This is a genomic window from Halomonas sp. CSM-2, from assembly GCF_002119345.1.
In the GTDB taxonomy this organism is placed as follows: Bacteria; Pseudomonadota; Gammaproteobacteria; order Pseudomonadales; family Halomonadaceae; genus Vreelandella; species Vreelandella janggokensis.
Genome location: NZ_NBYR01000002.1, coordinates 120,815 through 135,556 on the forward strand (window position 1 = coordinate 120,815; position 14,742 = coordinate 135,556).

Sequence of the window (14,742 nt, forward strand, 5' to 3'; positions counted from 1 at the left end):
AAAAGCCCAGCGTCAACCAGCGCGGGCGTGCGTCAGCGTATCGAGCGCACTTCGCGGTATACCGGTGCTGGTTTGGCAGCTCAAACAGCGCAAGACGGCGCTTTGCTCGCCAGTACCTTCGAGGCGAAAGCGGGCTAAAAATACTGAGGTGGTTGATTCGAAATTACCGCAGCGGCGACAAATGATGTCAACACCGCGAACTTTGTAGTTAATGATGATAGGTTGCACGCTGACCTCCTACCCGTGGGTGTTGTTGGGCCTAGCCGTGAATCACTCGTCACACAACCCGGCAGCGACAAGTGGTGGACTATTAACCATAGGCCATTGCGATGACATCGGTGAGCAAATTAATCATTTTTTTCGGCTTTCATATCCTGGGTTAGATAAACCAAGGCTTTAGAAGTGCACTGTGAACATCTAGCGCAGAGGATGCGCACTAGGGAAAACCAAGCAGGACGCTTGATGGACTCAAGGATGCACGAACAGGACGTTCGTGAAGACTTTTCAAGGAAGACATGACGAAACCCCGACCAGAGATGGTCGGGGTTTTTTCATGGGACACGCCGCAATTAATCGGCTTTATCGTCGTTTTTTTCCTCGTCGGGTTTGTCGCTGCCCTGATGGCCGAGTGGGCTTGCCTGGTCAAGGCGTGGATGGTTATCGAGGAATTCACGCTTGAGGTCAGGCAGCTTATCCAGCGCTTTCAGTGTGTGGGTTAACGCATGGATGGCGGCCAATACATCCTGTGTATTGCCGGTTTCCGAAATCGTGTGCATGTTGCGGATCGGGAAACCAATCGACGTGGCGGCACTGTCTACAGACGCCAACACCCCTGCCATACCGTCGGTGCCCGTATCAACGCCCACCATGTCGCGCTGCATGGGGATCTCGTTCGCCTTGGCGGCTTCGGCAATCACGCGGTTCAACTGTTCACTGGCGATCGAGCCCACCGCCATGGTGAAGCCCTTGCCCATCTCTAACGGCTGCATGCGTTTGTCGCCGATGCCGGGAGCGGCCACGTAGTCGTGGTTCACATCGACGCCAATCAGCGCATCAGGTTTCATTTCGCCCGCCATAACGCGGCTGCCGAAACGGCCAATCTCTTCGTAGCTGGCAATCGCGAACAATACGCGTACATTTTGGGTGCTGCCTGCCTCGGCAATTAAGCGCGCTACTTCAGCGGTTACAAAGCAGCCCAGGCCGTTATCCAGATAGGCGCCGTAGAAGGTGTCGGGGCTGAAGCCGGGGCGAATAGGGCGATCAAAAATAATCGAGTCGCCGGGGCGTACGCCGAGGTTCAATACCTGCTGTTTCTTGTTTTCGCCGTGGATCTGCAGGTCCAGATAGATCTGCTCTTTCTTCAGGCCTTTGCTGCCATCGCGCATGGCGGGGTCAGAAAAATGAATGGCGCCCAGGGCTTCCACCGTGCCGCCTTCAATGCAGCGGTAGTTGCCGGGGGCTTCCGGGTCTTCGCTAAACAGCTTCACTTCATGGCCGACCAGTACGGTGGGCAAGAAGGAGTCTGTGTTGATCCAGATCTTGCCGTCTTCACCAATGGAGCGGACCTGCATGCGGATTTTATCCGCATGGCCGATGATCATGACCTTGAACATGTCATCCTGACCGGGATGGGTGTCGAGCACGACGCCCGCATTGCCCTTGAACTGGTGCAGATGCCAGTCCGCAGGGGCGAAAGACTCAAAATGCGGTTTTAGCACGCCGTACGTCATCGCTGCCTCCAGGCCCACAGGGCTGGGGGCGGCAAGAATATCGCGCATCAGTTTGAATTGCGCGTCAGGCATCGGTTGTGTCCAGGGTTTTGCACTATCGCTCATTCAGCTTTCTCCCGTTGGTGGATAATGCAGCCTAGTGTGCCAGATTATGCAACCATACGCGCACTTGGCAGGCGACGTTTAGACGATGCCATGTCAGTGAGGTTCAGCTTATGATGGGTTTAGTAAAGCCGCATATGGCAATCATGAGCTCACGACGAGGGCGTCGATATGACCACCGCTACCCTTCGCTCCCAGCGCTTCAAGGTGCTGCTGGCGGGTGTGTTCAGTCAGTTGCTGTGTATTGGGGTGGCGCGTTTTGCCTATACGCCGTTATTGCCCGTCATGCAGCAGCAGAGTTGGATAGGCGACGCCGATGGCGGCTGGCTGGCAGCGCTGAACTACGCCGGCTATATGCTCGGCGCCCTGCTGGCGGCAACCGTGCGCAGCATCCATGTCAAAGATACCTTGTATCGGCTGTGTCTGGTGCTGGCAGTGCTCACCACGGCGGGTATGGCCTTGACCGAGCATTTCTGGCTCTGGGCGGGACTGCGCTTTCTGGCGGGGTTTTCAAGCAGCGGTGCGATGCTGCTGGCCTCTGGGCTGATCATGCATTGGCTGATTCAGCACCGCCAGCGCGTTGAACTGGGCATGCATTTCGCCGGGTTGGGCCTGGGCATTGTGCTCGCTGCCGTTGCGGTAGAAGCGATGCTGGTGCTGTCAATGGACTGGCAGGCTCAGTGGTGGGCGTTCAGCGTGCTCGCGGTAGGGCTGTTGGTGCCCGCCTGGCGCTGGCTGCCGCGGCCATCGACTGTCGTGACCGGTACCTCGGGGGATAAGACCGCCGCCGCTAAACCACCCACCCATACCTTTATGCGCTGGATGCTGGCCGCCTATTTCTGTGCGGGTTATGGCTATGTGATCAGCGCCACCTTTATTGTCACGATTGTGGAACGCGAACCGCTATTGGCCGGTGCCGGTAACTGGACCTTCGCATTGGTGGGGCTGGCGGCGGCCCCTGCGGTCATCCTGTGGGACCTTGTGGCGCGCCGTATCGGCTATTTGGGAGCCCTGATACTGGCCATGAGCCTACAGGTTATCGGTATTGTGCTGCCCGCCATGACAACGAATCTGGCGGCGGTGCTGCTCAGCGCAGTGCTTTATGGCGGCACCTTTCTGGGTTGTGTCAGCCTGGTGCTGACCATGGCGGGTCGGTTATATCCCGCCAGCCCGGCAAGGCTGATGGGCAAAATGACCCTGGCCTACGGCAGCGCGCAGATCATCGCCCCGGCGCTCACCGGCATGCTGGCGGAGGTGACCGGCCATTATAACGTCGGCCTCTGGCTGGCGGGTGGCTTTGTAGCTCTGGGGGCGCTGTTGCTCGCCTGGCTGCGGCGCGTCGACCAAACCGCGCAGCGTCTCGATGCCGACGCCAAAGCGGCGGTTTACGCCTCGTAATCGACGAGCGCGCGCCACGATTTTTTGCGCATTCGCTGCAAAATCCCTAGGATAAGCGCTTTTTTCCAACAGGGTGGTAGATCATGGCGTCTTCTGGGCAACCGCGCATCCAATGGTTAGGCCGCTGGGGCTTTATGCTGGCAGCGACGGGCTCGGCCGTTGGGTTAGGCAATATTTGGAAGTTTCCCTATATCACCGGTGAATTTGGTGGTGGGGCCTTCGTGCTGGTCTACCTTGCCTGTATCTTGGCGGTGGGCGTGCCGGTCATGATGACCGAGATTGCCTTTGGGCGGCGCGGCCTGGGTAGCCCGGTCGATGCCATTCGGCGGGTGGTCAACGAGTCCGGTCGGTCTTCAGCATGGTCATTGATCGGCTGGATGGCGATGCTCTGCGGCTTCATGATTCTGTCGTTTTATGTCGTTGTGGCAGGTTGGTCGTTCTCCTACCTTTGGAAGATGCTGACCGGCGGACTTTCGGGTAGCAGCGTTGACGATATGGCCGCGGTGTTTGGGGCCAATAACGCTAACCCCTGGAATCTGGGCTTCTGGAGCACCCTGGTCACGCTGCTGACCATGCTGATCGTCGGTAAAGGTGTGCAGGAAGGCATTGAAAAGAACGTCAGTTGGATGATGCCAGGGCTGGTATTGATGCTGGCACTGTTGATTGTGTTTGGCGTTTTCTCCGGCGGCTTTGGTCAGGCGTTCAGTTTCCTGTTTTCTTTCAATGCGGGCAGTCTGTCCAGTGAAGGCATGCTGGCCGCGCTGGGTCACGCGTTTTTTACGTTATCGCTGGCTTCCGGGGCAATCCTGACTTACGGCAGCTATCTACCAAAAGGGACTTCCATCGGCCGCACTACGCTAAGCGTGGCGATTGCCGACACCGTGGTGGCGTTAATGGCCGGACTGGCCATTTTTCCGGTGATTTTTGCCAACGGCATGGATCCTGCTGAAGGCCCAGGGCTTATTTTCATGAGTTTGCCACTGGCGTTTCAAGCGATGCCGCTGGGCACGCTGTTTGGCATTCTGTTTTTCCTGATGCTGTCGATGGCCGCACTGACCTCGGCGATTTCAATGGTCGAGGCGACGGTATCCTGGCTATGTGATAACAAAGGTATCTCGCGTAAAGCAGCCTCGTGGGGCACGGGTATCGTGCTATGGCTGATCAGTACCCTGGCGATGCTGTCGTTCAACCTGGGCGCCGACTGGACGCTGGCGGGGAAGAATTTCTTTGACTGGCTGGATTACCTGACCTCGCGCTTCATGATGCCGCTGGGTGGCCTGGGCATGGTCGTGCTGGCAGGCTTTGTGTTGAAGAGCGAGACGTTTCGCGATGAACTGGGGCTTGCGCCGCTGCCTTATGCGCTGTGGCTGACCATGGTGCGTTACGTTAGCCCGCTCGGGATTGTGGTGATCTTTATCGACGCGCTGGGAATCTATCAGGTCTCGTTTGTCGCGCACTGGCCGTGGTTACTGGTGATTCTGGGTGCCATGGTGGCGTTGGGCGAAACGTTAAGCCCGCGTCTGCACCATGTGTGGAAGCACCGCTGAGGGCTGTTACGGCTTCGGCTGTTGCCGTTTTTTCCGGGCATCGGCAATCGCGCCGGGGTGAGTGCCGGCTTCCAGTAGCTCATCCCAGCGCGTGGTAAAACGGTTGGAACGGTGGGCACAGCGTAGGTGCCATGGCGCGTCGTCATCGGTCATCCCGAAGCGGATCGTGTCTTGCCCCATACGCTGGTTGATGGCGTCCACCGTGGCCATTAGCAGCGGATGGTGTCGAGCGGGTGCATCGAGCAGCGATAGCTGATGCTGTTGGGCATCGACGAGATCCAGCAACATCACGCCGGCTTTCATGAACCGATAGCCGGGTCGATATATCTGTTCAAGGCCCTGGCGGACGGCGTCGAGAATAACGCGTGTATCGTCGCTGGGGGTGGGTAACGCGACCAGGGTGTGGGGAAAGTACTGTGGCTGGTCTCGACGATGGCGGTTGGTTTTCAGGAACAACATCACCGAGCGTGCCAGGCTGTGCTGTTCGCGAAGTTTTTCGGCACTACGCTGGGCATGGCGGCGCAGTGCCTCGTGTACCTGAGTTTTTACCCCGGTGGGTTGACCGAAAGAGCGGGATGTCATGATGCGCTGGCGGGGTTGATCCACCGCGTTCATTTCCAGGCAGGGGGTGCCACGCAGTTCCAGGGCAGTGCGTGCCAGCACCACGGAAAAGCGTTTGCGCAGCTGTTTTTTATCGCACTCGCGTAACGCCCAGGCGCTATGGATGCCGCTAATGGCAAGCCGTTCGGCAAGCCGCCTGCCCACGCCCCATACTTCGCTGACCGGCGTTTGCTTTAGCAAGGCTTTGGTGCTGGCATCATTCCCGCCAAGCAGGCAAACGCCCTGGTAGTGTGGCTGCTTCTTGGCCGCATGATTGGCGAGCTTGGCCAGGGTGTGGGTCGGTGCCAGACCGATGCATACCGGTAATCCAAGGCAACGATGTATGTCCCGATGTAGGCGCTCACCCAGAGCCTGGCACTGGTGCTTGCTCATGCCCTCCAGGTAGATAAACATTTCATCGATGGAGTAGGGGGCGATGTCGGGGCAAGCGTCGTGCAGCAGTTGGGCGAGCCGTGCCGACATGTCGCCATACAGCTCATAGTTGGATGACAGCAGATGAATCTCGCCGCGCTGGCGTAGCCCTTCCAGTTTGAAGGCGGGAGTGCCCATGGGAATGTCCATCGCTTTCATTTCCGCGGAGCGGGCAATCACGCAGCCATCGTTATTGGACATCACACCAACAGCTTTGCTCTCCAGGTGAGGCTGGAAGACGCGTTCGCAGCTGACGTAAAAATTGTTGGCGTCGACAAGACCGATCATGACCGTTACATCACCGCAGGTATTCGTGAATGACCGCCCGAACCACCCCCCATACCTGACACTCGCTGTCTTTCAGGGGCAGCGGTGGGTAATGGGGGTGAGCGGAGCACAAATGCGGCGTGCCGCGATAGAGCGCGTAGCGCTTGATCAGAAGTTCGTCGTCGAACATGGCCACCAGAATATGCCCCAGACGGGGCGAGAGGCTGCGGTCAACCACCAGCAGGTCGCGATCGAAAATCCCCCAACCCTCCATGCTGTCACCGGTGGCGGTCAGGTAAAACGTGTGGGTGGGGTTCTTGATCAGGCGCACGTTGAGATCCAGCGTGCGCGGTTCGTAATCCTGGGCGGGGGAGGGGAAGCCGCTAAACCCAGCGCGGCCATGTAGGGGAGGAAAGGGCAGCGACTGATGCGTTAACGGCACGGCTGGCGCGATAGGCGATAACGGCTGCGTCATGGTCAGCCTCCTCACTGGCAGTATATGTATTTATATACAGTATTTGGCCATGAGGATAAAATTGCAAGGGCTGGCCGTCTTTAGGAACCTTCGTGAAGGTTTATCTTGCCAGCCAGAGGCCCACCACAAGGGCGCTGGTCACGGCGATAAAAAAGACCCAGTTGCGTGTTCGGGTGTCACGGTGGGGTTTCATAAAAGCCTCATTAGCAGGAAAAAGATGGACGTTGGCGAGCGCCCGTAATTTTGTACAGACATCGGTGTTTGGCATGGTACCGTTTGTGCTTTATGCCGTCATCTTGCCGCCTGGGGCGGTTGGTTTGCTTAGGATAGGTTCATAATGTCTCAACCCACTGCAACGCGTTATCCTCATTCCCTTTACCTTGCCCAAGGTCGTCTGGCGGCGCTGAGCTGGGGGCGTGATGCGGCCCCTACTTGGCTGGCGCTCCACGGCTGGCTCGATAACGCGGCGAGTTTTTCCCGGTTAGCGCCGTTGCTGGTGGAAGCACTGGATATTCGCATTGTGGCTATCGATTTTCGTGGTCACGGGCATTCAGCACATGCGCCGGCGGGCGAGGATTATGCGCTGTGGGATTATTGCCACGACGTGCTTGATGCCATGGACGATTTGGCCATTGAGCGAGTGGCATTGCTCGCCCACTCCATGGGCGCCGCGGTGGCCTGCCTATTGGCTGCCGCCGTGCCGGAGCGCATTGAGTTCATGACGCTGCTGGATGGCTTGGGTGCGCTCAATACGCCCTCTGGTGACACGACAAGCCAACTGCGCAAGGGGTTAATGGCGCATAGGCGGCCCATTTCCCGGGCGCCGCGTTATCCTGATCTGGCCACCGCGGTGGCGGCTCGAGTGGCCGGTGGCGTTACACCGTTAGACACCATCACCGCCATGCCGCTGGTGGAGCGCAATGCCGACGTAACGGCCGACGGACACGTGCAGATGCGCACCGACAGCCGCTTGTTGAAGCCATCGCTGGTACGCTTTACACCTTCCCAGGTGTTAGCGCTACTGGCCGACATCCAGGCACCGGTGCTATTGATAGAAGGTGAGGAAGGCATCTTAGGCAAGCGCGACTGGGCAGAAAAAGCCCGCCAGGCGGTACCGCACTTAACACGCCATGTACTGGCAGGCGGTCATCACCTTCACCTGGAGCCCAAGGCGGTATCTGGGGTTGCCGAGGTGATGACGCAATCATTAATGAAACGTCGGGATCAGTCGTAGGAAACGAGCGATGAACGAACAGAGCCTGACCGATGGCAGTGTATCGAGAGGTAATAAAGTGGCACTGGTGCTGGGTAGCGGCGGTGCCCGGGGCTATGCACACATCGGCGTGATTGAGGCGTTGGAGGCACGGGGCTACGAGATCATCTCGATCGCCGGGTGTTCCATGGGCGCGCTGATAGGCGGTATTTATGCGTCGGGTAAACTGCCTGACTATCGCGAATGGGTGTGTGATCTGGACTATCTGGATGTGCTCAGGCTGGTCGATGTGACCTGGAGCCCAATGGGTGCCATGCGGGCCAGCAAGATCATGAGCAAGTTGGAAGGGCTGGTGGGCGATACATTGATGGAAGACCTGCCGATTCCGGTGACCACCGTGGCCACTGATCTGGTGCGCCAGCGCGAGGTATGGTTTCAAAACGGCCCGCTGCTGCGCGCGATACGGGCATCAATCGCCGTCCCCGGCGTGATTACCCCTGTGCATCTGGGGGATCAGGTACTGGTCGACGGAGGTCTGCTGAACCCGCTGCCCATGATGCCCATACTGGCCGCCCACGAAGCAGATTTTGTGGTGGCGGTGAACGTGACTGCCCACAGCCCGCAGCCGGTGTCTTTGGAGGCACTGCTTCCCAAGGATGAGAATAACGACAGCCGCACCACCCGGGAGCGTGACCGCGATGCCAATATTGGCGGCTGGATGGACGAGGTGCGCGCCACCACGCGGCGGCTATGGAGCGAACTGGGCAGCAGTAGCGAAGAAGAGGGTGAGGTGGATGAAACGATGGACCTTCGCGGCAAGCGCGAATGGGGCAAGCTGGATATGATCCTCGAATCATTCGATATTACCCAGGCGGCACTGGCCAAATATAAAATTGCCGGTTACCCGCCCGATATTCTCATCGAAGTGCCCAAAACGGTGTGCAGTACCTACGAGTTTCACCGTGCCAAGGATCTGATCCGCCTGGGCCGTCATCTGGCCGATGAGGCCCTGGCGCGGCACGTGCCCGATAGTGCGTCGGATGCGCAAGAATCGGGTGTGGCAGAATAACGAGACTACTGACCGCGCTTACGTAGCAGGATATAGACCGCACCGGTGCCGCCGTCGATCTCGATGGCGGAACAGAATGCCAGGACCCCGGGCCACTCGCGCAGCCAAGCATTGGTGTGGCTTTTAAGCACTGGAAAATCGGCAGTGGTGCCCCAGGCCTTGCCGTGGACAACCAGCACGCAGCGAAGCCCCTGAGCGGTCGCGTCACGCAGAAAGCTCTCTAGCTCCAGCCGGGCTTCTTCAAGGGTGTAGCCATGTAAATCTAGGCCAGCCTGCCAAGCCGTCTGGCCGCGCTTGAGTTGGCTGAAGGTGCGCCAGGGCAAATCGGCGACGCTGAATTCCAGGTATTCGGAAGGACGTACCGCCTCGACCCGGCCGTCGGATGTGCGGCCGCTGGTGGCAAAGGTACTGCTTTCCACCGCCGCCTGCCGTCTGGCCTGCTGGGCATCATCATTGCGCTTGGGTTTGCCGGGGTCGGCCTGATTGGTGGCCATGCGACGCACGCCCGCGGCTTTCAGCGCCTGGCGGAAAGCACTGATATCGTCATCATCGGGCAGGTGGCGGTGTCGTGTCATGACAGGCTCAAATGGCAAATGGGCAAAACGGAGAACAGGCGCACAGTATAGCGAGATGCACGCTGCTGTGAACCGGGCAGCGTCAAAGGTACAATCTTTTCTTTAGCCATGCCGTCTCCCGATGGGGATGGTCGCCTTTGTTGACCAGGAGCCAATGTGACCCAGCCTCTCAACGCCGAGACTTCGCCTTCCTCCCTCACCCTGCCGGATACGGCGCTGGTGAGCGAGCTCATAACCTTACGTGACTACCTGCGCTGGGTATCCAGCGAGTTCTATTTGGCGGGACTCTATTACGGCCATGGCACCGAGTCGGCATGGGACGAAGCCGTTGCGCTGTGTCTGGGGGCACTGCATTTGCCCTGGAATGTCGACCCGGGTGTACAGGATGCGCGGTTGTTGCCGATGGAGCGCGAGCGCATAGTGGTCCTTACCCGTGAGCGAATCACCACGCGCCGACCGCTGCCTTACCTGTTGGGTGAGGCTTTTTTTGCCGGTTATCCGTTTAACGTTGATGAACGCGTGCTGATCCCGCGCTCACCGATGGCGGAGCTGATCGAGGACGGCTTCGCGGCCTGGTTCCCCGAGGAGCCGCCCGAGCGGGTACTGGATTTGTGCACCGGCTCCGGTTGTATCGGCATTGCCACCGCGCTTTATTTGCCCACTTGCGAGGTGACGCTGGCCGACATTAGCCAGGAAGCCCTTGCCGTGGCGCGCCAGAATATCACCCGCCACGATGTCGGCGAGCGCGTACGTGCGGTGGAAGCTGACGTGTTCAGCGGGCTGGAGGGCCAGCGCTTTGATGTCATTATTTCGAACCCGCCCTATGTCGATCAGCGTGACTTGGCCACCATGCCCGCCGAATTTCGCCACGAGCCTGCTTTAGCGCTGGGAGCGGGTAGCGACGGTCTGGATATCGTACGACGCATTCTGCGCGAGGCACGTGCGCACCTGACCGATGAGGGGTGGCTGATCGTCGAAGTGGGCAACTCAGACCGCCACGTGGAGGCTGCTTTTCCAGAAGTGGCGTTCATGTGGCTTGAATTCGAGCGTGGCGGCCAGGGTGTCTTTGCCCTGAGCGCTGCTGAACTCGACGCCCATGCGGCGTCTTTTGCGTGAGGAACTAAGGCTCATGTCCGGCAATACATTTGGCAAACTATTTACCGTTACCACCTTCGGGGAAAGCCACGGCCCGGCGCTAGGCGCGATCGTCGATGGCTGCCCGCCAGGGTTGCCACTCTCCGAGGCGGATCTGCAGCACGACCTGGACCGCCGCCGCCCCGGTAGCTCGCGGTATACCACCCAGCGCCAGGAAGCGGACCAGGTGAAAATCCTGTCGGGCGTTTTCGAAGGCAAAACGACCGGCACCTCGATTGGTTTGATCATCGAGAACACCGATCAACGCTCGAAAGATTATTCAAAAATCAAGGACCAGTTTCGCCCTGCCCACGCGGACTACACCTATCACCACAAGTATGGTCACCGTGACTATCGTGGGGGAGGGCGTTCAAGCGCGCGGGAAACCGCGGTGCGGGTCGCCGCGGGTGCCATTGCCAAACAGTATCTGGCGGCTCAGGGAGTGCAGGTGCGTGGCTATATGAGCCAGCTCGGCCCGATCAAGATAGATTTCAATTCCTGGGATGCCGTCGGGCAGAACGCGTTTTTCTGCCCCGATCCCGCCAAAGTGCCCGAGCTTGAGGACTACATGGATCAATTGCGCCGCGATCAGGATTCCGTCGGCGCGGAGATCACCGTGGTGGCCGAAGGTGTTCCGGTCGGGCTGGGTGAGCCGGTATTTGATCGCCTGGATGCTGATCTGGCGCATGGTTTGATGAGTATTAATGCGGTAAAAGGGATTGAGATTGGCGCCGGGTTTGGGTGCATCGATCAACGAGGCAGTGAGCATCGCGACGAGATGACGCCGGAAGGCTTTTTGTCCAACCACGCCGGCGGTGTTCTGGGGGGGATTTCCAGCGGCCAGCCCATTGTGGCCCGCCTGGCGCTCAAGCCGACGTCGAGCATCACCACGCCGGGGCGCTCGATCGACGTCAACGGCAATGCCGTCGAGGTGGTGACCAAAGGTCGTCATGACCCTTGCGTGGGTATTCGCGCAACGCCCATCGCGGAAGCGATGATGGCGATAACGTTGATGGATCACTGGTTGCGGCAGCGTGGGCAAAACGGTGCAGTAAGCGTTGATACACCACGTTTAACCCAACGCTAGCGGCAAGGTGTCCCTCGCATATCGCTGCTACACTCAAATAAAACAATATTGGTTAATGAAGCAGGAGCCGCCAATGAAGATTAACGTTGAGTTCGATCTCACCCCCGATGAGTTTCGCCAAGCGCTGGGGTTGCCCGACGTTGAAGCGTTTCAGCAACACCTGCTTGAGAACATCCAGCGGCAAATGGAGTCCGGCGTTGAGGGGTATGACCCCATGAGCCTGATGCGGCCTTTCCTGCAGCAGCCCATGATGCAGCAGGGCCTTTCACAGGGGTTGTCCAATTTCGGCACCTATCAGCAGATGATGCTGGATATGTTGAAACAAGCCGGGAATGCCAGTAGCAGCGATGCACCTGAAGAGGAAAAGGCTCAAAGTGGCACGACAAGTACCAAGAGTGCCAATGCTAATGCCAAGGCAACGGCATCTTCCCGGTCACGGGCAAAACGGAAATCGGAGTAATGAAACCCGGACACGACCAAAGCGCTAGAGGCCGTTTTCGTCAAGGTAGTTGCAACATGCCCTGTCAATCATTACTCTTTTTGCAGTGCAGCAATTCGTGTTCAAGTGAGTCACTCACGGCTCATGCCAAGGAACGAATAGAGGAGTAGATACCATGCAAGATAAAATGATGGACGCCTTCAACGCCCAGACCCGCCAAATGTTTGAGCCGATGCGCAAGATGAACTCGCTGATGCTCAACAACATGGAAAAGATGACCCAATATCAGCTGGAAGCGATGAAGCGCTACAGCCAGATGGGTACCGAGCGCCTGCGCAGCGCAACCGACGTTCAGGATGCTGAAAGCCTGCGCGACTTCGGCACGCAGCAAGCGGCGATGATGAACGAGCTGTCTCAGAAAATGCAGGAAGACGCTCGCGTGATGAGCGAGATGAGCCTTGAATTCAAGGCAGAGATGGAAAAGCTGTTTGGTGAAGCAGGCAAGCAGATGGCCGACCAGGCCAGCGCCGCGGCCAAAGGCGAGCAGCCAGCCGCCGCCAAGGGTGAGCAGTCCGCAAAAGCGAGCAGCCAATCCTCGCGTAAAAGCTGATTGACCCGATTGATCGCGGCGCCCAAGGGCGCCGCGCCTATTTTGAGCCTTTGATTACCTGCCATCAAACAGGCTGCGTTAGCGTTGCCGCGCCGGTAAAGGAGAACGAAGATGTCAGCAGAGTGGGAATTACCGCCCCATGGCCTTTCTCAAGAAGAGCTGGAAGCGTGGAATGCACAGCTGAAAGATATTGGTGAGCAGTATCAAGGTCTCATGCAGGATCTGTTATCGCGCATTGCGCCAAGCGAAGCGGCAGACTCCGTGTATAGCGACATGCGGGAAAGCTTTGAAGCCGGCGCGCAGTCATTAATGCAGAACCCGACGCTATTATGGCAGACCCAGTCACGCCTGTTGCAGGACCAGTGGCTGCTGTGGCAGCAGGGCATGCGGGCGATGGCCGGTGAAGAGGTATCGCCAATGGTCACGCCGGAGAAAGGCGACCGGCGATTCAAGGACGAGGCCTGGACCCGGGAACCCCACTTCATGGCCATCATGCAGCAGTACCTGCTGTTTTCCCAGATGGTGGATGAGCTGGTGGACAGTCTGAGCGGGATGGACGAAACCCATAAGCGCAACCTGGCCTTTTATGCGCGTCAGGTCGTCAACGCGATGTCGCCGACCAACTTTGTCACGACGAACCCCGAGGTCATGCGCCGCACGCTGGAAACCAAGGGGCAGAATCTGGTGGAGGGGCTTGAGCGGCTGCGCGATGACCTGGCCAATTCTGCCGAGGGCATCAACGTCCGTATGACGGATCGCAGTGCCTTTGGCGTTGGCGAAAACATCGCCGTTACCCCTGGGGCCGTGGTGTATGAAAATGAGTTGATGCAGCTGATCCAGTACACGCCCACCACCGAAAAAACCTATAAAACACCACTGCTGGTCGTGCCACCGTGGATCAACAAGTACTACGTACTGGATCTGCGCGAAGATAATTCGATGATGAAGTGGCTTGTCGACCAGGGGCATAGCGTATTCCTGATTTCCTGGCGCAATCCGGGGCCGGAACAGCATGACATCACCTGGGCCGATTACATGCAGTTGGGCCCGATTACCGCCATGGAAGCGATTGAAAAGGCTTGCGGTGAAAAGTCCGTCAATCTGTTGAGTTACTGCGTTGGCGGCACGCTGACGGCATCGACCGTGGCCTATCTCACCAGCACACGGCGTGGCCGCAAGGTTAAATCGGTGACCTACATGGCCACCCTGCAGGACTTCCGTGATCCCGGCGATATCGGTGTATTTCTCAACGAACGCGTCGTAGAGGGCATTGAAGAGAGTATGCAGTTGAAAGGTTATCTGGACGGGCGCTCGATGGCCTATACCTTTAACCTGCTGCGTGAAAACGATCTTTTCTGGTCGTTCTACATCAATAATTATCTGAAAGGTGAAACCCCGGCTGCCTTCGACCTGCTTTACTGGAACACGGACGGTACCAACCTGCCTGCCGGAACCCATGCCTGGTACCTGCGGCACATGTACCTGGAGAACAAGCTGGTCGAGCCCGGCGGCATCGAACTTGACGGGGTGAAGATCGATCTCAGGAAAATATCGGCGCCCAGCTATTTTGTGTCGGCCAAGGAAGACCATATTGCCAAGTGGAACAGCTCCTATTACGGCGCGCTGTTGCCAAAAGGGCCATCAACCTTTGTGCTGGGCGGTTCGGGGCACATTGCCGGTATCGTCAATCCGCCCCATAAGCAAAAATATGGCCACTGGACGAACGATCAGCTGCCTGAAAGCCATGAAGCCTGGTTTGAGGGGGCGACCTTCAATGAAGGGTCGTGGTGGCCTCACTGGCAGGCCTGGGTCACCGAAAATGGCTATGCGGACCCGGATCCGAAAAAAATGGTCGCCGCACGTCAGCCAGGTGAGGGCGAGTTAAGCGTGATCGAGCCCGCCCCCGGGCGCTATGTAAAGACCACGATTCCTGAAGTGTTGGGTGAAATACCTGAATAGGTGACCAAGTACGTTCCGCCTGATGAAGCCCTGCCTTAACGGTGGGGCTTTTTTCGTATAACCAGACAATCGACGGTGTCGCTGACATAATGTCGCATCAGGGTT

The 14,742-nt window shown here is 58.2% G+C and carries 14 protein-coding genes; 9 read left to right on the forward strand and 5 right to left on the reverse strand.

Features of this window, described 5'->3' with window-relative positions; genetic code table 11:
- Positions 1-12 precede the first annotated feature (12 nt).
- Together B7L15_RS02040 and B7L15_RS02045 are read right to left on the reverse strand one after the other, a co-directional pair.
- The gene (locus tag B7L15_RS02040; protein WP_085917389.1) at positions 13-228 is read right to left on the reverse strand and encodes a hypothetical protein; all 216 of its coding nucleotides are present in this window, start codon (positions 226-228) and stop codon (positions 13-15) included.
- A 341-nt stretch (positions 229-569) separates the two neighbouring features.
- Positions 570-1,835 carry a M20/M25/M40 family metallo-hydrolase gene (locus B7L15_RS02045; RefSeq protein WP_085917390.1) on the reverse strand — a complete coding sequence of 422 codons (1,266 nt, stop codon included), beginning with the start codon at positions 1,833-1,835 and terminating at the stop codon, positions 570-572.
- A gap of 168 nt (positions 1,836-2,003) precedes the next feature.
- Between B7L15_RS02045 and B7L15_RS02050 the strand changes: the two genes are divergently transcribed.
- Both B7L15_RS02050 and B7L15_RS02055 read left to right on the forward strand, forming a co-directional pair.
- Complete coding sequence (locus tag B7L15_RS02050) at positions 2,004-3,230, forward strand: YbfB/YjiJ family MFS transporter (protein ID WP_085917391.1); 1,227 nt, start codon at positions 2,004-2,006, stop codon at positions 3,228-3,230.
- A gap of 83 nt (positions 3,231-3,313) precedes the next feature.
- Complete coding sequence (locus B7L15_RS02055; RefSeq protein WP_085917392.1) at positions 3,314-4,777, forward strand: sodium-dependent transporter; 1,464 nt, start codon at positions 3,314-3,316, stop codon at positions 4,775-4,777.
- A gap of 6 nt (positions 4,778-4,783) precedes the next feature.
- On the opposite strand, the gene B7L15_RS02060 is transcribed toward B7L15_RS02055, so the two are convergent.
- Positions 4,784-6,097, reverse strand: coding sequence for a Y-family DNA polymerase (locus B7L15_RS02060; RefSeq protein ID WP_085917393.1), 1,314 nt, complete (start codon positions 6,095-6,097; stop codon positions 4,784-4,786).
- Positions 6,098-6,107: 10 nt separating this feature from the next.
- Positions 6,108-6,551 carry a LexA family protein gene (locus tag B7L15_RS02065; RefSeq protein ID WP_085917394.1) on the reverse strand — a complete coding sequence of 148 codons (444 nt, stop codon included), beginning with the start codon at positions 6,549-6,551 and terminating at the stop codon, positions 6,108-6,110.
- Positions 6,552-6,888: 337 nt separating this feature from the next.
- Here B7L15_RS02065 and B7L15_RS02070 point away from each other — a divergent pair, with 337 nt between their 5' ends.
- Entirely contained in the window at positions 6,889-7,785 is an 897-nt protein-coding gene (locus tag B7L15_RS02070) for an alpha/beta fold hydrolase (protein ID WP_085917395.1), read from the forward strand.
- Positions 7,786-7,795: 10 nt separating this feature from the next.
- Positions 7,796-8,833, forward strand: coding sequence for a patatin-like phospholipase family protein (locus tag B7L15_RS02075; RefSeq protein ID WP_085917396.1), 1,038 nt, complete (start codon positions 7,796-7,798; stop codon positions 8,831-8,833).
- Between the two features lie 5 nt (positions 8,834-8,838).
- Here B7L15_RS02075 and B7L15_RS02080 read toward each other — a convergent pair whose 3' ends face one another.
- Complete coding sequence (locus B7L15_RS02080; RefSeq protein WP_085917397.1) at positions 8,839-9,408, reverse strand: Smr/MutS family protein; 570 nt, start codon at positions 9,406-9,408, stop codon at positions 8,839-8,841.
- A gap of 156 nt (positions 9,409-9,564) precedes the next feature.
- On the opposite strand from B7L15_RS02080, the gene prmB reads away from it, so the two are divergent.
- The 5 genes from prmB (at position 9,565) to phaC (ending at position 14,637) form a co-directional block, all read left to right on the forward strand.
- Positions 9,565-10,524, forward strand: a complete 960-nt coding sequence (gene prmB, locus B7L15_RS02085; RefSeq protein WP_085917398.1) for a 50S ribosomal protein L3 N(5)-glutamine methyltransferase — start codon at positions 9,565-9,567, stop codon at positions 10,522-10,524.
- 13 nt (positions 10,525-10,537) lie between these two features.
- Entirely contained in the window at positions 10,538-11,629 is a 1,092-nt protein-coding gene (gene aroC / locus B7L15_RS02090; RefSeq protein WP_085917399.1) for a chorismate synthase, read from the forward strand.
- A 73-nt stretch (positions 11,630-11,702) separates the two neighbouring features.
- A complete protein-coding gene (locus B7L15_RS02095) occupies positions 11,703-12,089 on the forward strand; it encodes a hypothetical protein (RefSeq protein ID WP_085917400.1) in 387 nt (128 codons plus the stop codon).
- A 154-nt stretch (positions 12,090-12,243) separates the two neighbouring features.
- On the forward strand, positions 12,244-12,678 hold the full coding sequence (locus B7L15_RS02100; RefSeq protein WP_085917401.1) for a phasin family protein: 435 nt from the start codon (positions 12,244-12,246) through the stop codon (positions 12,676-12,678).
- A gap of 111 nt (positions 12,679-12,789) precedes the next feature.
- Positions 12,790-14,637 carry a class I poly(R)-hydroxyalkanoic acid synthase gene (gene phaC / locus B7L15_RS02105; RefSeq protein WP_085917402.1) on the forward strand — a complete coding sequence of 616 codons (1,848 nt, stop codon included), beginning with the start codon at positions 12,790-12,792 and terminating at the stop codon, positions 14,635-14,637.
- Positions 14,638-14,742: the final 105 nt, after the last annotated feature.